Here is a 17,432-nt window from a genome sequence, read left to right as displayed (position 1 = left end):
GGAAATGCTGCACTTGCAAAACCGCGCGCAATATAGTTGCGTGCGTGAAAACCACCGCAGGAGGGGCCCATGCGCATCGGTCTTTACCCCGGCACGTTCGACCCGGTGACACTGGGCCATATAGATATCATCACGCGGGCCTGCGCGCTGGTGGATCGCCTGGTCATCGGCGTGGCCATCAACCGGGACAAGGGCCCGCTCTTTGATCTGGAAGAGCGTGTCGAGATGATCGAGACCGAATGTGCCGCCCTCAGCGCGCGCACCGGGACAGAGATCATCGCCCATCCGTTCGAGAATCTGTTGATCGACTGCGCGCGAGATGTGGGGGCCACGATGATCGTGCGGGGCCTGCGCGCGGTGGCGGATTTCGAGTACGAATTCCAGATGGTCGGCATGAACCGGGCGCTGGATTCCAGCGTGGAAACGGTGTTCCTGATGGCCGATGCGCGGCGCCAGGCGATCGCGTCCAAGCTGGTCAAGGAAATCGCCCGGCTGGGCGGTGATGTGTCCAGCTTTGTGACACCGCCGGTGCGCGACCGCCTGCTTGCGAAATTCGGCCGCCCGACCGGCTAACGCCAGAAGGCCAGGTAATCGATCAGATCGGTCAGCTTGCGTGCCAGGAACAGCACGCCGTCATGGTCGTTCAGGGTGATGTCCCCCAGAACCGCCAGAACGATCAGGCCGAACAGCGCGGCGGAAATCGTGTTGGTCATCGTTATCCCCTTGAGGACCGGCCAGGGCGGGATAGCAGCTTGATGCCCTGACGGAAAGCCGCCGGGTAAGCCATTGACGGCAAAGGGGGGCGCATTCGGTGGGGGCTTGCGATAAACTTGGGCGAACGCCCCGCCGGCCCGATTCGTGTCACGGGTGGGACGGGGCGCGGGACAAGCAGGCCGGGGAACAGGCAGCGATGAGCGACATCACCGAACTGGAGCGGCGGATTGCCGCCGCGCTGGAACGCATCGGCACAGGGCTGGACGGGTTGGAACGGATCAATCCCGACCGTCCGGACGCGGACGAACATGCCGCCCTGCGCGAGGCGCTGGAGGCCGAGCGCACCGCCAATGCGCAGCTCAACGAACGGGTCAAGGCGATCCGCGAACGGCAAGAGGTTCAGGTTGCGCGGCTGGAAGAACGCGCAGAGGAGGCCCGGCTGCGCCTGGCCGAGGCCGAGAACCAGATTGCCCGGCTGCGCGCCGTCAACGCCCGCCTTCGGGAAACGTCTGCCGCCCTGCGCGCGGCCAACGCCGAGGGCCTGGCCGATGCCGGCGCCATCGATACCGCAATGAAGGCCGAGCTGGAGGCGCTGGCCACCCTGCGCGCGGGTGACCGGGCCGAGCTGGAGGCGATCATCGCCGATCTGGCGCCCATGGCCGCAAAGGAGGACGGCAATGCCTAATGTCGAGATCGAGATCGGCGGGCGCAGCTTTGAGGTGGCCTGCAAGGAGGGCGAAGAGGCCTATCTGCAGGCCGCCGCGCGCGCGCTGGATGCAGAGGCCTCCTCGCTGGTGTCGCAGATCGGACGACTGCCCGAGGCGCGCATGCTGCTGATGGCCGGTCTGATGCTGGCCGATCGCACCGCCTCTATGGAAGAGCGGCTGGCCGCGGCAGAGGCCAAGCTGGCCGAGACCGAGGCCGAACTGGCTGAAATGGCGGCCGCCCCGCCGCCCCCGCCCGAGCGGGTGGAAATTCCCGTGATCCCGCAATCGGTCAGCGACAGCCTGGCCGAACTGGCCGCCCGCAGCGAGGCGCTGGCCGCCCGGGTCGACGACAAGCTGGGCGAAACCGGCGCCTGAGCGCTGTCCGCAAAGGGGACCATAAGAATGGCGTGGTTTGGCGGCCCCTGAACGGGGTCAGCCCAGCAGCGCCAACCCCGCGCCGCCCGCTGCGCCCAGGGCGACGACGGCCAGTGCCGGGGCCTTCCACAGGGTCAGGGCCAGGAAACAGGCCAGCGCCAGCGCGAAATCCCGCATGTCCCCAATGGCCGTTGTAAAGACCGGGTCGTAAAGCGCGGCACCCAGGATGCCGACGACCGCCGCATTCGCCCCGCGCATCAGGGCCTGCGCCCGGCCCATCGCCCGGAACCTGTCCCAGAACGGCAGAACGCCCACCAAAACCAGAAAGCCGGGCAGGAACACCGCCCCCAGTGCCAGCGCCGCGCCCGTGATGCCGCTGGGGGCCGGGTCCAGCATCGCGCCCAGGTAGGCGGCGAAAGTGAACAGCGGGCCGGGTACCGCCTGTGCCGCGCCGTAGCCGGTCAGGAAATCGGCCTCGGACACCCAGCCGGGCGCGACAACCCCGGCCTGCAACAGCGGCAGCACCACATGCCCGCCACCAAAGACCAGCGCCCCCGCGCGGTAGAACCCGTCGATCACGGCCAATCCCTGCGCCCAGCCCGCCACCAGCGGCAGCAGGATCAGCAGCCCGAAAAAGGCCGCAAGCGCCAGCCCGGCCTGTCGCCGGGTCACGCCGGGGGCCACCGGGCCGCCGAGGGACCGGCCCTCGCCGCCCAGCACCAGCCCTGCCAGCGCGCCCAGAACGATGGCCCCGATCATGCCGGCGGCCCCCGGCACAAAGGCCAGAACCGCCACCGCGCCCAGGGCGATGGCCGCGCGCGGGCGGTCCGGGCACAGGCTGCGCGACATGCCCAGAACCGCCTGCGCGACGATGGCCACGGCCACGATCTTCAGCCCCGCCAGCGCGCCGGTGCCCAGCGGGCCGTCGATCGCATCCGCCCCCAGAGCAAAGGCCAGTAACAACAGGGCAGAGGGCAGGGTGAACCCGGCAAAGGCCGCCAGCGCCCCGCGCCATCCCGCGCGCATCAACCCCAGGGCAAACCCCACCTGGCTGGACGCCGGGCCGGGCAGGAATTGGCACAACGCGACCAGATCCGCATAGGCCGCGTCCGACAGCCAGCGCCGCCGGGTCACGAATTCGTCCCGGAAATAGCCCAGATGCGCGATGGGCCCGCCGAAAGAGGTCAGCCCCAGCCGCAGAAAGACGGCAAACACCTCTGCCGGCCTGTGTTCGGTGTCGTTGCTCATTGCATCCGCCCGTCGCCTTGACGCCCGCGAACAGGGTAGCGCATCGCCGGGCGGTGCCCAGCCCCGAAATTCGGGGCCGTGCGCCCTCAGGCCGCCGCCGAGGGGGCGGGCGACGTGCCGGGCAGCAGGGCGCGCATCTGGTCCTCTGCCCAGAAGCGGATATCGTGGCGGTGCACGATGTCATGCAGCGCCGCCATGCGGTCGCGGCGTTCGTCCTCGGCCATCTCCAGCGCTTGTGAAATCGCGCTGTCCATGGAACGGTGCGAAAACGGGTTGGTCAGCAGGGCCGACCCCATTTCCACGGCGGCGCCCGCGAATTCCGACAACACCAGCATCCCGTCGCCATCGACGCGGGCAGCGCAGAATTCCTTGGCCACCAGGTTCATCCCGTCGGCCAGTGGCGTGATCCAGGCGACATCCGCCGCGCGGTAATAGGCCACCAGTTCGGTGAACGGGATCGCGCGGGAAATCAGCGCGATAGGCTGCCAGTCCAGCGTACCGAAACGGCCGTTGATGCGCCCGGCCATCTGCTCAAGGTCGCTCTGGATATTCTCGTAGACGGTCATGTTGCGGTTGGCGGGCACGGACACATGCATCAGCCGCACCTTGCCCCGCAGATCGGGGCGGGTTTCCAGCAGGCGTTCGAAACTCAGCAACTGTTCGATCCCGCCCTTGGTATAGTCGGTGCGCCCGACCGACAGGATCAGCTTGCCCCCGCCCAGATCGGCGCGAATATCGGTCAGCCGATCCTCGGTTTCGGGCAGGCGGGCGACGCGGTCGATATACTCGGCATCCACCCCCACCGGCGAGGCCTGCACCGCCACGACGCGCCCGTCATGCACCAGTTCGGTCGGCACGCTGCGTTCGGACAGCGCCGTGACCTCGGCCGCGAATTCGGGGTCTACCTTTTCGCGGCGGGTGACATCGACATCGCACAGGCTGCGCGCAACGGACACGAAGTTTGCCGCATAGCGCGGGATGTGAAAGCCGACCACGTCGCAGGCCAGCAGGCTTTCGACGATTTCCTTGCGCCAGGGCAGCACATTGAACATGTCGGCCGACGGAAACGGCGTGTGGTGGAAAAAGCTGATCTTCAGGTCGGGGCGCATGGTGCGCAGATAGCCCGGCACCAGCCACAGGTTGTAGTCATGCACCCAGACCACGGCGCCCTCTGCCGCCTCGGCGGCGGCGGCCTCGGCAAAGGCCCAGTTCACCTCGCGGAAGGTGGGCCAATCGACCGGGTCGTAGTTATAGCGTTCCTTGAAGGAATGCAGGATTGGCCAGAACGCCTCTTTCGAGGTAACGTGGTAGAAGCTTTTGACCTGTTCGGCGGTCAGCGGCAGGCGCGACACGGTGTATTTGCCATAGGCGTCCTCGATCTCGACCACCCGGTCGAAATCGGGGTTAGAGGTATCCTCGGCCTGTTTCCAGGCGACCCAGGCGCCGCTTTCGAACCGCCCGAAGAAGCTTTTCAGCGTGGGCACGATGCCGTTGGGGCTCTTGTTCTCGCGAAAGACGGTTTTCCCATCGACTTCCACCTCCTCATAGGGTTGGCGGTGATAGACGATGACCAGGTTCGAGGGCATTTCAGGCTCCTTGCGGGGTGTCGTGAAGGGCGAAGGCGGCGATGGCCTCCAGGATACCGCCGGCGCCGTGGGCGCGGGCGGTGTGCAGATGGTCCAGTTCGCGCACGCGATCCAGCAGCGCGGGTTCGGAATTGCCGACGGCCACCGCATTCAACCCGCATTCCAGCATGGACAGGTCGTTCAGCGTGTCGCCAGCAGCCAGCACGCGATGTTCGGGGATGCCCAGATGCTCTACCAGCCGCCGCAGCGACGGCCCCTTGGAGACACCCTTGGGCAACACGTCGAAAAACCGGTTGTCCGAAATCAGCCAGTCCAGGCCCAGGCCTGCGATCTTGTCCTCGGCACTGGGGCAATAGGCAGCCGGGTCCAGATCGAAGCTGACCCGGTGGCGGAACGCGGTGGGTTGCAGGGTCAGGCCGGGGTGCCCGTCCAGCGTTTCGCGCACCTCCGCGCCCTTGTCGCCCCATCGGTTGGCGATGTCAGCCTCCAGCGCGGGGATGGGGTTGATCGCGCGGCGCGGCACCACCTCGGCGATGGTGGTCCCCACGTCGCCCACGACGTAATCGGGCCAGGGCAGCCCGCGCTCTGCGCACATTTCCATGATGAACGCAGGGTCGCGGCCGGTGACGAAGATCAGCCCGACGCTGACGCGGTTGGCCTCGATCCAGTCATAAAGCGTGCGCCGGTCGGATTCCGATCCGCCCAAGAAGGTGCCGTCCAGATCGGTGGCCAGCACGAAGCGGCGGGCCGACAGCGGCGGGGTCAGGGTTTGTGCAATGGTCATGCGGGTTCTCCGAAGGGCAGGGGATCGGTCGGCGAGGGATGGTCCAGCATCAGGTCCAGCGCGCGCGGCTCGGCCTCGATCGGGCGCGTCCACAGGTCGGAAAAGCTGCGCTCCAGGTCGGCGCCCTCGTGCAGGATGGCGTGCACGGTTTCACAGATCGGCATGGCAACGCCGATCCGGCGCGCCAGGTCGATGACCGAGGCGGCGTTTACCTCGCCCTCCACCACCACGGGGCTGCCATCGAAACAGACCGCGCGCGGCAGACCCTGGCCCAGCTGCATGCCCAGCGACATGTTGCGCGAGGTTGCCGAAGAACAGGTCAGCGTCAGGTCGCCTGCGCCGGACAGGCCGGTGACGGTTTCGCGTTTGCCGCCCAATGCCTCGGCCAGGGCCTTCATCTCGTCCATGCCGCGGGCGATCAGGGCGGCACGGGTGTTTTCGGCAAAGCCCGCGCCAGACATCATCCCGCACGCAATGGCAATCACGTTCTTGATCGCGCCGCCGACCTCTACCCCGACCAGATCGTCCGAGACATAAGGGCGGAACCCGCCGCCGCCCAGCGACATGGCCAGCCGTGCGGCCGGGCTGGCCAGGGGTGCCAGCCGGTCGGCATAGGCAAAGGGGAAGGCCACAGTCGCGGCGGTGGGATGCCCCAAAGCGGTTTCGCGCGCGAAGGTCGGCCCCGAGATCGCGCCGACCGGGTGGCCCGGCAACTCTTGCGCGACGACCTCGGACAGCAGCAGGCCGCTGCCCCGCTCGATCCCCTTGGCGCACAGCGCAATGGGGATGCCGTCGGGCAGGTGCGGCGCCGCGTTGCGGCACATCTGGCGTAGCGTGGCAGAGGGGGTGACCATCAACACCGCCTCTGCCCCACTCAGCGCGCGGGCCAGGTTGGCGGTTGCGGTGATACCGTCGGGCAGGGCGATGCCGGGCAGGTAATCGGGGTTCTGGCCGGTCGTGTTGATCTGTTCGGCAAGTTCGGGCCGCCGTGCCCACAGGGCGACGGATTGGCCGTTACGGGCAAGGACCGCGGCCAGCGCGGTTCCCCAGGATCCCGCGCCAAGCACCGCGATGCGGCGGTAGGGGGCTGATGACGGGTCTGATGCGATGTTGTCTCTCATCCGGTTAGGGTCTGCCGATCTAGAGCTTTCGACCGCCTTGGGGCGATGCGGTCGCCCAGGGCACATACGGGCGCGCCCCGGTCTTTCGCCGCGCAACCGATCCCTGGTCGTTTCGCCCGGATCCAAGGGTGCGCGGCCTTACATGTTACAAGCTACGCGGCCGGGCCTTCGTTTCAAGGCGCTGCCGCCGTGCAGCATTGTGGTGGTGCCGTTTTCGAGCCTTTTTCCTTCAGTAAGCGTAGGAAATATACCGACTGCTTAATTCTTGGGCAAGCCCGTGGGTGAGGCTGTCGCCACCTTTCTGAGCAATCGGCCTGTGTGGCCTGGGGCTTTGTACTGTCATTTGGGTGGCGGGCCGTGGGTGGGGATCTTGTAAAATAAATGTATATCAAGTGGATATGGTTGTGAGCTGTGGAGGGCCATCAGGTTCACCCCAAATCCTGGAAGGCTTTAAAACGTGCCGGTGCCCGTGCGTTGGCCGCTTGGCGTGGCGCTTGACCGCTTCGCTGCATGGCAGCAATTATTTAGGGAAACAAAGCGTATTTATTTAGGGAAACAAAGCGTATTGCGGTGCTGCCGCCGCAAAGCCAACCCCGAGGAGACCAAGATGACGACCGACACAGTGCGCACTGCGATCTTTCCCGTGGCCGGGTTGGGAACCCGTTTCCTGCCCGCGACCAAGGCCACCCCGAAAGAGCTGTTGCCGGTCATCGACACCCCGCTGATCCAGTTCGCCATAGACGAGGCGCGCGACGCCGGGGTCGAGCGTATGGTCTTCGTCAGCCACCCGTCGAAATCCGCGATCGAACGCCATGTGCGCGCAGATCACGACCTGATCGCGACCCTGCATGCCCGCGGAAAAAGCGAGATTGCCCAGAACCTGCACGCCGCCGCGCTGGACGAGGACGAACACGAGGTGGAATTCGTCATGCAGCATGAACCGCTGGGGCTGGGCCATGCGGTGCTGCGCGCGCGGTCCCATGTGCTGCCCGGCCCGGTGGCGGTGATCCTGCCCGACGACCTGATCCTGTCCGAACCCGGCTGCCTGAGCGAGATGATTGACGCCTACGCGGCCAGTTCCGCGGGCCACATGGTCGCCACGATGGAGGTCACGCCGGAAACCGTGTCGCGCTATGGCGTCCTTGATCCGATTTCGCAGACGGGGCCCCTGATCCACGCGCGCGGTATGGTCGAAAAACCTGCGCCCGAAGATGCGCCCTCGATGAACGCGGTGGTCGGACGCTATGTTCTGGATGGGGCAATCTTCGACACGCTGGCCAGCCAGACGCCGGGCGCGGGCGGTGAAATCCAGTTGACCGACGCCATCGCACGCGATGCAGCGCGGCTGGGGCTGGCCGGGTTCAACTTCTCTGGGCGGCGGTTCGACTGTGGGTCCAAGCAGGGCATGCTGGAGGCGACGCTGGCGATGGCCAGCCGGCACCCGGACCTGTCGGATGTGATCGCGTCCCATCGGGCGGGCATCGCCCTGCAGGTCGCGGCGGAATGATCGGCCCGGCGCCGGTCTGAAAGGTCACGGCTGGCTTGGCGGGTTCGGGGGCATCGGCTATCAAGGCGCTCCCACATCGCCGAGGAGTTGCCCGTGACCACTGCCGAACCCCGTATCGCCCGGACAATCGCCACCGATATCGGCGCCCGCCCCCAACAGGTCACAGCGGCGGTGGAATTGCTGGACGGGGGCGCGACCGTGCCCTTCGTCGCCCGCTACCGCAAGGAGGTGACAGGCGGGCTGGACGACACCCAGTTGCGCCTGCTGGCCGACCGCCTGGCCTATCTGCGCGAGATGGAGGCGCGGCGCGCCGCGATCCTAAAGTCCATCGATGAGCAGGGCAAGCTGACCGACGATTTGGCCCGCGCGATTTCCGGGGCCGAGACCAAGGCCGCGCTGGAAGATATCTACCTGCCCTTCAAGCCCAAGCGCCGCACCAAGGCGATGATCGCCTGCGAAAACGGGCTGGACCCCTTGCTGCGCGCAATCATGGACGACCGTGCAGCCAACCCCGAAACACTGGCCGCAGCCTATCTGTCAGAGGCGGTGCCGGATGTGAAAACGGCCCTGATCGGCGCCCGCGACATCCTGGCCGAGGAACTGGCCGAAAGCGCCGATCTGTTGGGTCGTCTGCGCGATTTCATGCGGGCCGAGGCCTTCGTTTCCGCCCGTGTCGTGCCCGGCAAGGAAGAGGCGGGCGCCAAGTTTTCAGATTACTTCGATCACCGCGAAAAATGGGCCGACATGCCCGCCCACCGGGCGCTGGCGATCCTGCGGGCCTCGAAGGAAGAGGTCGTGACAATCGAAATCGCGCCCGACTCGGAAACCGGCGCCCCGCGCGCGGTGAACATGATCGCCGCGCAGATCGGGATCGCGGGCGACGCGCCGGGCGATACCTGGCTGCGCGAGGCCGCCGCCTGGACCTGGCGTATCAAGCTCAGCCTGGCGATGTACATGGACCTGCTGGGGGAATTGCGCCGCCGCGCCCATGAAGAGGCGATTGCCGTCTTTGCCCGCAACCTGCGCGACCTGCTGCTGGCCGCCCCGGCCGGCGCGCGCCCGACCCTGGGGCTGGACCCTGGCATTCGCACCGGGGTCAAGGCGGCTGTGGTGGATGGCACCGGCAAGCTGCTGGAAACGGCGACGCTTTATCCCTTTCAGCCCAGGAACGATCTGCGCGGGACAGAGGTCAAGGTGATCGAGATGATCCGCCGCCACGGTGTGGACCTGATCGCCATCGGCAACGGCACCGCCAGCCGCGAAACCGAGCGGCTGGTGGGGGACATCCTGCGCCTGCTGCCCGGCGACATGCCTAAACCGACCAAGGTCGTGGTGTCCGAGGCCGGGGCCTCGGTCTATTCGGCGTCCGAACTGGCTGCGCGGGAATTTCCCGATCTGGACGTGTCCCTGCGGGGCGCGGTGTCCATCGCGCGGCGGTTGCAGGACCCGCTGGCCGAACTGGTCAAGATCGAGCCGAAATCCATCGGTGTTGGCCAGTATCAGCACGACGTTGACCAGCGCCGTCTGGCCAGGACGCTGGAGGCGGTTGTCGAGGATGCGGTGAACGCGGTCGGTGTGGATCTGAACACCGCCTCGGCGCCGCTGCTGTCCCATGTTGCGGGGCTGGGGCCGCGCCTGGCCCAGGCGGTCGTGGATTACCGCGATGCGAATGGGGCCTTCCCCTCGCGCAAGACGCTGCTGAAGGTGCCCGGCCTTGGCCCCAAGGCCTTCGAACAGGCGGCCGGTTTCCTGCGCATTCGCGACGGCGCCGAGCCGCTGGACGCCTCTGCCGTCCACCCCGAGGCCTATGGCCTGGCGCGCAAGATCGTGGCTGCCTGCGGGCGCGACCTGCGGGCGATCATGGGCGACGGCACCGCGCTGAAGGGGCTGCGCGCCGAGGATTTCGTCGATGACAGTTTCGGCCTGCCGACTGTGCGCGACATCCTGGCGGAACTGGAAAAACCCGGCCGCGATCCGCGCCCGGAATTCCGCACCGCCAGCTTTGCCGAGGGGGTAGAGGACATCAAGGATCTGAAGCCCGGCATGATGCTGGAGGGCACGGTAACCAATGTCGCGGCCTTCGGGGCCTTCGTCGATATCGGGGTGCATCAGGACGGGCTGGTGCATGTCAGCCAGCTGGCCGACCGTTTCGTGAAAGACCCGCATGAGGTGGTCAAGGCCGGCGATGTCGTAAAGGTGCGGGTGGTCGAGGTCGACATTCCCCGCAAGCGCATCGGCCTGTCCATGCGCAAGCAGGGCGGCGGTGGCCCACGGCCCCCAAGCAGTGGTCCCAAGGGCGGGCGCGGCAAGGGCAAACCGGCGCCGAAAGCCGGCCCCCAGGGCAATGGCGCGATTGGTGCCGCGTTGCAGGCCGCGATGAAGGGTAAGCGTTAGGGGCTTACGCCGCGGGCAGGCTGTCGACCAAATCGGCCCACTGGGCGGCGTTTTCCGCGCCGCCCCCACGCAGGCCGAAGAATTGCGCGATCAGCTCGCCCCCGGCGTCGAAGGCCTCGACCGACAGGGCGGGGCCGTGCTGGCCGGGCTTGGTCACCGCCCACAGTTCCGCCACCCGATCGGCGCGCAGGTGCAGGTTGAAGGCGGGGTCCAGGATGTTCTGCCACGGACCGGTGGGCTTGATCGTTTCGGCGGGGCCTGTGTGGATTTCGGTGCAGCCCGGATTGCCGACCAGCAGGGTAAAGGGCAGGGCGCGGTCGGCCAGCCCGTCCAGCAGCGTCCCGATACAATCGGTGGACAGTGGGCGCGCATGGGGCGCCCCCGCCGCGCGATAGGCGGCAAGGCGGCTCATGCCCAGGTCCTGCAGCATGCCCTGGAACGTGCTGCGCCCCCCCAGCCTGTCCCACGCGGCGCGCAGCGCCTCGCGCTGGTCGGGGTCGGCGTGGGGCGGCGCGACGGGGTGGCGTGGGGTCAGCGGCAGGACGCGGCCCTGATCCTCGGTCCGCAGGCTGTCCACCAGCCCGGCCCAGTCTGCGTCGGTCGCGTCCTCGCCGATATAGATCTTGTGCACCGCGTCCCCCGCCGCGTCATAGACCTGGATCGAACGGCGCAGATGCTTGCCCTTCTGCTCTTCCACGGCGAACCCGTGGATCCAGTGGCGCGGCGTCAGGCGCAACTCGAACCCTTGGCCCTGCACGGTCGCGGTGTCGGGGGTATAGCCGGTGACGGGGCCGGTCTTTTCGATCACCGCGTTTTCGTTGCGGGTCAGGGCCATGACCTCGCCCATCGCGGGGATCAGCGGCATCAGCGCGTCCGGGGTGGCGTCGATCTGGGTGACGCCGTGGCCGATTTCGGCGGCGACCACCATGGCCTCTGCAATACCCAGGGAGTCCGCCAGGTCGCGGCTGCGCATCGTGGATTTCTGCTGGCGGATTTCGCGGATCCGGTCGGGCGTCAGGGCGCTGGCGTCTTGCATTGCAACTCCTTTCGGGCCTGTGGGCTGGGACGGACGGCGGCGGCAGCATCTATCGGGCGGCGGCCCGAATGCAAGCCCGCCCGGCGCCGCATGCTTGACCCCGGCGCCGCGGGCTGGTTTGCTGGCGCCATGTCAGGGGAGTCTCGCCAAGGGGACTGAGAGGCTGACGGCATGGCGACATGCGGTGAAGCGACCCTTCGAACCTGACCCAGTTGATGCTGGCGTAGGAAGACCATGGGCGCAAACACCGCCCGCTGGCACGCGTGCCGCCTTTCCTGCCTCATGCCGCAACGGGTCTTTTTGAGTGCAAGCTTGAGGAGAACCCAATGACGGACCACCCCAAAGCGCTGACCACCGGTGCGCTGCCCGCCTCTGCCAAGGTCTACATTCCTGGCACGCTTTTCCCCGATATCCGCGTGCCGATGCGCCAGATCGACCTGGACCCCAGTGCCAAGGAACCGCCGTTGATCGTCTACGATGCCTCGGGGCCCTATACCGACCCCGATGTGGCGATCGACATTTCCTGCGGCCTGCCCGATATCCGCGGGGCGTGGATCGCAGCGCGGGACGATACCGACGCATACGAGGGTCGGCCGACCGCGCCCGCCGATAACGGTTTTGTCGAGGGGGCGGCGCTGGTGCCAGAGTTTCCCGGTCGCTGCCAGCCCCGCCGCGCAACCGGGGCCGCGGTCACGCAGATGGCCTATGCACGGCGGGGGATCGTGACGGCAGAGATGGAGTTCGCCGCGATCCGCGAAAACCAGGGCCGCGATGCAGTTGGCATCCGCGATGGTCAGGATTTCGGCGCGGCGATCCCCGACCGGGTGACGCCTGAATTCGTCCGCGACGAAATCGCCGCCGGTCGCGCCATCCTGCCCGCCAACATCAACCACCCCGAGCTTGAGCCGATGGTGATCGGCCGCAACTTCCTGACCAAGATCAATGCCAATATGGGCACCTCGGCTGTGACCTCGTCCATGCAGGAAGAGGTGGACAAACTGGTCTGGGCCATCCGCTGGGGCGCGGACACGGTGATGGACCTGTCCACCGGGCGCAACATCCACAACACCCGCGAATGGATCCTGCGCAACGCGCCGGTGCCGGTGGGCACGGTGCCGCTGTATCAGGCGCTGGAAAAGGTCGGCGGCGTGCCCGAGGATCTGACATGGGATCTGTTCCGCGACACCCTGATCGAACAGGCCGAACAGGGGGTGGACTATTTCACCATCCATGCCGGGCTGCGCCTGCATCATGTGCCCCTGACGGCGGATCGCGTTACGGGTATCGTCAGCCGGGGCGGCTCGATCATGGCCAAGTGGTGCCTGGCGCATCACCGGGAAAGCTTTCTTTACACGCATTTTGCCGAGATCTGCGAAATCTGCGCGGCCTATGACATCAGCCTGTCGCTGGGCGACGGGCTGCGCCCCGGGTCCATCGCCGATGCCAACGACGCGGCGCAGTTTGCCGAGTTGGAAACCCTGGGCGAACTGACGCAAATCGCCTGGACCCATGACGTGCAGGTGATGATCGAGGGGCCGGGCCATGTGCCGATGCACAAGATCAAGGAAAACGTGGACAAGCAGTTGGCCCTGTGTGGCGAGGCGCCTTTCTATACCCTCGGTCCGCTGACCACGGACATCGCGCCGGGGTACGACCACATCACCAGCGCCATCGGGGCAGCGATGATCGGGTGGTTCGGCACGGCGATGCTGTGCTATGTCACGCCCAAGGAACATCTGGGCCTGCCCGACCGGGACGATGTGAAAACAGGCGTCATCACCTACAAGATTGCCGCCCACGCCGCCGACCTGGCCAAGGGGCATCCCGGTGCCCGCGCCCGCGATGACGCGCTCAGCCGCGCCCGGTTCGAGTTCCGCTGGGAGGATCAGTTCAACCTGTCGCTGGACCCCGATACGGCGCGGACCTTTCACGATGAAACCCTGCCGAAACAGGCCCATAAGGTGGCCCATTTCTGTTCCATGTGCGGACCGAAATTCTGTTCGATGAAGATCAGTCAGGACATCCGCGATGCCGCGCTGGACCAGGGCATGGCCGAGATGGCCGGCAGGTTCCGCGAGGCCGGCGCGCTTTACCTGCCGGTGGAGGAGAGCAGCACCGAGGGCTGAGTCGCGCGGGCTGGCGGAAAGGTGCCCGCCGCCCTGGGGCCGGACTGGTCCCGGGGCGGTTTTTCCGGTATTGTTCCGCAATTGCGCAAGACACGGGGGGTGATCCTTGAAACGCTGGAGCGCAGCCTTGGCCCTTGCCGCCCTCGCCGCGGGACCGGCCCTTGCCGATACCTCGGTTTCGTCGAAATCGCGTGCCGCGTTGTTTGCCAGCCAGCTTCGGGTGCTGGATAGCCGTGCCGCGCAGCAATATTCGAACTCGGTCCGCCTGCAACCGGCGCCGGTCATCACGCCCGGCCGCGTGCTACCCTATGCGGGCAAGTATCGGGGCGAATACCTGGCCGTCGCCCGCGCCGCCGCGCGGCGCCACAACGTGCCCGAGGATTTGTTCCTGCGGCTGGTCCAGCAGGAATCGGGCTGGAACCCCAAGGCGGTATCGCACAAGGGGGCGATCGGTCTGGCGCAGTTGATGCCTGACACCGCGCGCCGCCTGGGCGTCGATCCCGAGGATCCCCGACAGAATCTGGATGGGGGGGCGCGGTACCTGCGTCGGCAGTACGAACGTTTTCGGTCCTGGCGGCTGGCGCTGGCCGCCTATAACGCGGGGCCAGAGGCCGTGGCCCGCCACGACGGCGTGCCGCCCTACAAGGAAACCCGCAATTACGTAACCGCGATCCTGGGCAGCTAGGCCAGTCCGCCCCGCGCGCGGTTACAGGATGGCGCGGGTCTTGCGGGCGCCGGCGGAAATGTCCTCGCCCAGCCCCTCGACCGTGGCGCAGCCTGCCAGCGTCAGCACAAGGGTCAACAGCACGATCCGGGCCATCGCCTACTCCTTTTCGGACCACCAGATATCCGGCAGGAATCCCATCCAGTCCCCATAGGCGGGGATGGTGTCCGGGTAGCGCAGCCACGCCCGGTGGGCAAGCCGCGAGGCAGGCGCGTACCAGATCGGGATGACATAGCGCCCGGTGGTCAACACCCGGTCCAGAGCCCGTGTGGCGGCGACGAAATCCTCGTGGCTGTCCGCGGTCAGCATGGCGTCGATCATCGCCTCGGCGGCGGGGCTGTCCATGCCCATCCAGTTGCGCGTGCCCGGCGTGCTTACGCCCTCGCGGCCCCAATACAGGCGTTGTTCGTTGCCCGGCGACAGCGACAGTGCGCGGGAATAGAAGGTCATATCGAAATCGTAGGCATCCGTGCGTTCGGTATATTGCGCGCTGTCCACGGCGGTGATGCGCACGCCGATGCCCAGCCGTTTCAGATGCTCGGCGAAGATGTCCACGATCTGTTGGGTTTCGGTCGCCCCCTGACGTAGCAGGATTTCGAATGTGAAGGGGGTGCCCTGGGCGTCGCGCAGCACCCCGTCATCGGCCACGGTCCATCCAGCGGCCTGAAGCTGCGCAAAGGCCCTGCGCAGGTTGCGCCGGTTCGATGACCGCCCGTCCGAGGATGGCAGGGCGTATCCTTCCAGCGCGCCGGGCAGCAGGCTGTCCGCGAAAGGCGCCAGCAGGTCGCGCACGCGCCCCTCGGCGGGGCCGGGGCGCATCCCCAGAACCGAGTTGGAGAAGTAGGAGGCGATGCGCGGCTGGCTGGCGCCGTTCAGCGTGGCGTTGATGAACTCGAAGTTGAAGGCGTGCAGCATCGCATCGCGCACGCGCCAATCGGCAAAGATCGGGCGGCGGGTGTTCATCACCAGGCCCGAAATCCCCGATGGGCGCTGGTGCGGGATCTCTGCCTTGACGATCTGTCCGTCACGCACGGCGGGGAAATCATAGGTGGTTTCCCATTTCGCGGCGTTGCCCTCGCGGTAGACATCGATCGCGCCCCCGCGGAAGGCCTCGAACACCACATCGCCATCGCCGAAATACTCGTACCGGATTTCATTGAAATTGTGCTGCCCGCGGTTCAGCGGCAGGTGCCAGCCCCAGTAATCGGGATCGCGGCGCAGCGACAGCAGGCGGCCCGGCACGGCCTCGGCGATGACATAGGGGCCGGTGCCGATGGGCGCCTCCATCCCGCTTTCGTCAAAGGCGCGACCGTCCCATTGCGCCTTTTTCAGAACCGGGCGCAGGCCCAGGATCAGGGGCAATTCCCGGTCCGGCGTGTTGAAGGTAAACCGCACGCTGCGCGGGCCTGTGGCCTTTGCGGTGGCGATCTTGGCCCAGGCGTTGCGATAGCGCGGGTGGCCCTGGGTGCCCAGTATCTCGAACGACCACAGAACGTCCTGCACGGTGACGGGGCTGCCGTCCCAGAACCGGGCCTCTTCGCGCAGGGTGAATTCGACCCAGTCGCGGTCGGGTCCGGTTTCCACCGATTCGGCCAAAAGGCCATACAGGGTGAAGGGTTCGTCCCAGGATCGGCCCATCAAGCTTTCATAGGCGTGCAGGCGCAGGCCCCAGGGCGCGCTGCCTTTCAGGATGAAGGGGTTCAGGCTGTCATAGCCCCCGGCCTCGCCCAGAACGATGCGGCCGCCCTTGGGCGCGTCCGGGTTCACATATGGGAGGGCCACGAAATCTTGTGGCAGGGCCGGGGCCCCATACATGGCAATCCCGTGTTGCGGCGATGCGGCGGCGAATCCCGGCACCAAGAGCAACGCAATCAGCACCGCCCAAGCGCGGAGCGGTTTGAAAAAATCCGGCATCATTTCGGCAACAATCCTGCTGGCCCCTTGTTTTCTTGGGTGAGAGCCTAGGGGCAGCGTCTTGCTTTTTCAAACTTTTAGCTTGGATCGCCCGGCCGGATTGCGTATAACTAAGGCACTGCTCGATAGGTTTCTTGCCTGTATGAAACCTGCCTCAATGACTTAACGCCCGCCTTGTGCGGGCGTTTTTTTTTGACATCTTCCGCAGTTGCAAATCGCATGCCGTGCAGGATCGCTGGCGCGCAGATGGGCACCCGTGCCGAGGGCTGCGTGCGCTCAAGCGTAGCCGAACGCCTCGTAGTCGCGGGCAAAGATTTCGCGCACGCGGCGTTGCTGGGCGGGGGTCAGGGGCGCGCGGGGGGCCTCGGACCGATTGAACCGCTGTTCCAGCAGATCCTCGGGCGGGAAACCATCGGCGCCCGCGCGGGCAAAGATCGTGCGCAAATCGGCGGAGAGTGTCTCGACCTTGCCGATATAGTCGTAATCGATATCGCCATAGGCGATGTTATAGACCTGCGGGCGGAAATGCGCGCTGGTCTGCAACGGGTCGATTTCCAGCGTGTGGGCGACGTAGTCCAGGAACACGTCGAAATTATAGCTGTCGCCCCTGGCCGGATCGTAGCCATGATCGCGCATCGGGCGGGTGTGGTTGTGCCGGGCGATGTTCTTGTCATCGACGAAGAAGTTGGTAAAGCCTGACCAGGCGCGCGCCTCGGGATCGCGGGTCAGCGTGAACAGAAAGCCGGAATGCGCGGTATAGACCGGCTCGATCTTTTCCCAATGATAACGCGCCAGATAAACGCCCCGCGTCGCCCGGTGGATGGAGCGTTGGTAAAACGCGCCCTCGGAATAGTAATACAGCAGTTGCGAGACCGAGGTGCAGGCGCATTTCAGGTTGCGCAGGAACAGGATCTTGCTGTCCGTACTCATCACGATGTTGCGCAAGGGGCCGCGCAGGTGTTCGGGATAGGCCTCCAGCTGCAACAGCGACCGATAGCGGGGAAAGAACGGGGCCAACGCCCGGTTCAGGGGCGTGCGGGCGCTGAGCGGATTGAGATAAACGCGTTTCTCGCCCATGGCGCCGATCCTTCGGAAATGGGGGAAGTTGGAGCGGGTGAAGGGAATCGAACCCTCGTCTTAAGCTTGGGAAGCTCCTGCTCTACCATTGAGCTACACCCGCCCGGGTCGGTGTGAGT

At 66.5% G+C, this 17,432-nt stretch carries 16 protein-coding genes and 1 tRNA gene; 7 read left to right on the top strand and 10 right to left on the bottom strand.

All coding sequences use genetic code 11. From position 1 onward, the window contains the following. Positions 1-69 precede the first annotated feature (69 nt). Positions 70-573, top strand: a complete 504-nt coding sequence (gene coaD, locus EV656_RS08055; protein ID WP_132602024.1) for a pantetheine-phosphate adenylyltransferase — start codon at positions 70-72, stop codon at positions 571-573. Here coaD and EV656_RS16525 read toward each other — a convergent pair. Next, on the bottom strand, positions 570-713 hold the full coding sequence (locus tag EV656_RS16525) for a hypothetical protein (protein ID WP_165918965.1): 144 nt from the start codon (positions 711-713) through the stop codon (positions 570-572). The two genes, coaD and EV656_RS16525, sit on opposite strands and share 4 nt — an antisense overlap. Positions 714-910: 197 nt before the next feature. Between EV656_RS16525 and EV656_RS08050 the strand changes: the two genes are divergently transcribed. After that, positions 911-1,399, top strand: a complete 489-nt coding sequence (locus EV656_RS08050; protein ID WP_132602021.1) for a hypothetical protein — start codon at positions 911-913, stop codon at positions 1,397-1,399. After that, a complete protein-coding gene (locus EV656_RS08045) occupies positions 1,392-1,796 on the top strand; it encodes a cell division protein ZapA (protein ID WP_132602018.1) in 405 nt (134 codons plus the stop codon). Before EV656_RS08050 ends, EV656_RS08045 begins: the two co-directional genes overlap by 8 nt. Positions 1,797-1,853: 57 nt before the next feature. On the opposite strand, the gene chrA is transcribed toward EV656_RS08045, so the two are convergent. From chrA to EV656_RS08025, 4 genes are all read right to left on the bottom strand, one after another. Next, the gene (gene chrA / locus EV656_RS08040; RefSeq protein ID WP_132602015.1) at positions 1,854-3,044 is read right to left on the bottom strand and encodes a chromate efflux transporter; all 1,191 of its coding nucleotides are present in this window, start codon (positions 3,042-3,044) and stop codon (positions 1,854-1,856) included. A gap of 86 nt (positions 3,045-3,130) precedes the next feature. Continuing rightward, the gene (gene ggpS, locus EV656_RS08035; RefSeq protein ID WP_132602012.1) at positions 3,131-4,630 is read right to left on the bottom strand and encodes a glucosylglycerol-phosphate synthase; all 1,500 of its coding nucleotides are present in this window, start codon (positions 4,628-4,630) and stop codon (positions 3,131-3,133) included. Position 4,631: 1 nt separating this feature from the next. Further along, the gene (locus EV656_RS08030) at positions 4,632-5,414 is read right to left on the bottom strand and encodes an HAD family hydrolase (protein ID WP_132602009.1); all 783 of its coding nucleotides are present in this window, start codon (positions 5,412-5,414) and stop codon (positions 4,632-4,634) included. Continuing rightward, positions 5,411-6,535 carry an NAD(P)H-dependent glycerol-3-phosphate dehydrogenase gene (locus EV656_RS08025; protein WP_132602006.1) on the bottom strand — a complete coding sequence of 375 codons (1,125 nt, stop codon included), beginning with the start codon at positions 6,533-6,535 and terminating at the stop codon, positions 5,411-5,413. Before EV656_RS08025 ends, EV656_RS08030 begins: the two co-directional genes overlap by 4 nt. A 607-nt stretch (positions 6,536-7,142) precedes the next feature. Between EV656_RS08025 and EV656_RS08020 the strand changes: the two genes are divergently transcribed. Both EV656_RS08020 and EV656_RS08015 read left to right on the top strand, forming a co-directional pair. After that, positions 7,143-8,042, top strand: coding sequence for a UTP--glucose-1-phosphate uridylyltransferase (locus EV656_RS08020; RefSeq protein ID WP_132602003.1), 900 nt, complete (start codon positions 7,143-7,145; stop codon positions 8,040-8,042). Between the two features lie 93 nt (positions 8,043-8,135). After that, positions 8,136-10,436: a Tex family protein gene (locus EV656_RS08015; RefSeq protein WP_132602000.1), complete on the top strand. Its 2,301-nt coding sequence runs from the start codon at positions 8,136-8,138 to the stop codon at positions 10,434-10,436. 4 nt (positions 10,437-10,440) lie between these two features. Here the strand turns inward: EV656_RS08015 and EV656_RS08010 are convergent, their stop codons facing one another. Beyond that, complete coding sequence (locus EV656_RS08010) at positions 10,441-11,472, bottom strand: hemin-degrading factor (RefSeq protein ID WP_132601997.1); 1,032 nt, start codon at positions 11,470-11,472, stop codon at positions 10,441-10,443. A gap of 326 nt (positions 11,473-11,798) precedes the next feature. Between EV656_RS08010 and thiC the strand changes: the two genes are divergently transcribed. Both thiC and EV656_RS08000 read left to right on the top strand, forming a co-directional pair. Continuing rightward, positions 11,799-13,598 (top strand): phosphomethylpyrimidine synthase ThiC, encoded by a 1,800-nt coding sequence (gene thiC / locus EV656_RS08005; RefSeq protein WP_132601994.1) that lies wholly within the window; start codon positions 11,799-11,801, stop codon positions 13,596-13,598. Positions 13,599-13,704: 106 nt separating this feature from the next. Further along, a complete protein-coding gene (locus EV656_RS08000; RefSeq protein ID WP_132601991.1) occupies positions 13,705-14,283 on the top strand; it encodes a lytic transglycosylase domain-containing protein in 579 nt (192 codons plus the stop codon). Between the two features lie 21 nt (positions 14,284-14,304). On the opposite strand, the gene EV656_RS07995 is transcribed toward EV656_RS08000, so the two are convergent. From EV656_RS07995 to EV656_RS07980, 4 genes are all read right to left on the bottom strand, one after another. After that, the gene (locus tag EV656_RS07995; RefSeq protein WP_132601988.1) at positions 14,305-14,418 is read right to left on the bottom strand and encodes an entericidin EcnA/B family protein; all 114 of its coding nucleotides are present in this window, start codon (positions 14,416-14,418) and stop codon (positions 14,305-14,307) included. A gap of 3 nt (positions 14,419-14,421) precedes the next feature. Next, positions 14,422-16,239 (bottom strand): extracellular solute-binding protein, encoded by a 1,818-nt coding sequence (locus EV656_RS07990; RefSeq protein ID WP_132601985.1) that lies wholly within the window; start codon positions 16,237-16,239, stop codon positions 14,422-14,424. Between the two features lie 273 nt (positions 16,240-16,512). Further along, complete coding sequence (locus tag EV656_RS07985; RefSeq protein ID WP_132601982.1) at positions 16,513-17,313, bottom strand: sulfotransferase family 2 domain-containing protein; 801 nt, start codon at positions 17,311-17,313, stop codon at positions 16,513-16,515. A 29-nt stretch (positions 17,314-17,342) separates the two neighbouring features. Further along, positions 17,343-17,416: transfer RNA gene (locus EV656_RS07980), tRNA-Gly, on the bottom strand. Between the last annotated feature and the right edge of the window lie 16 nt (positions 17,417-17,432).

This window comes from Rhodovulum adriaticum, from assembly GCF_004345735.1.
GTDB lineage: Bacteria > Pseudomonadota > Alphaproteobacteria > Rhodobacterales > Rhodobacteraceae > Rhodovulum > Rhodovulum adriaticum.
The sequence above is the reverse complement of the archived record's forward strand: the minus strand, read 5'-3'. Positions and strand labels throughout refer to the sequence as shown.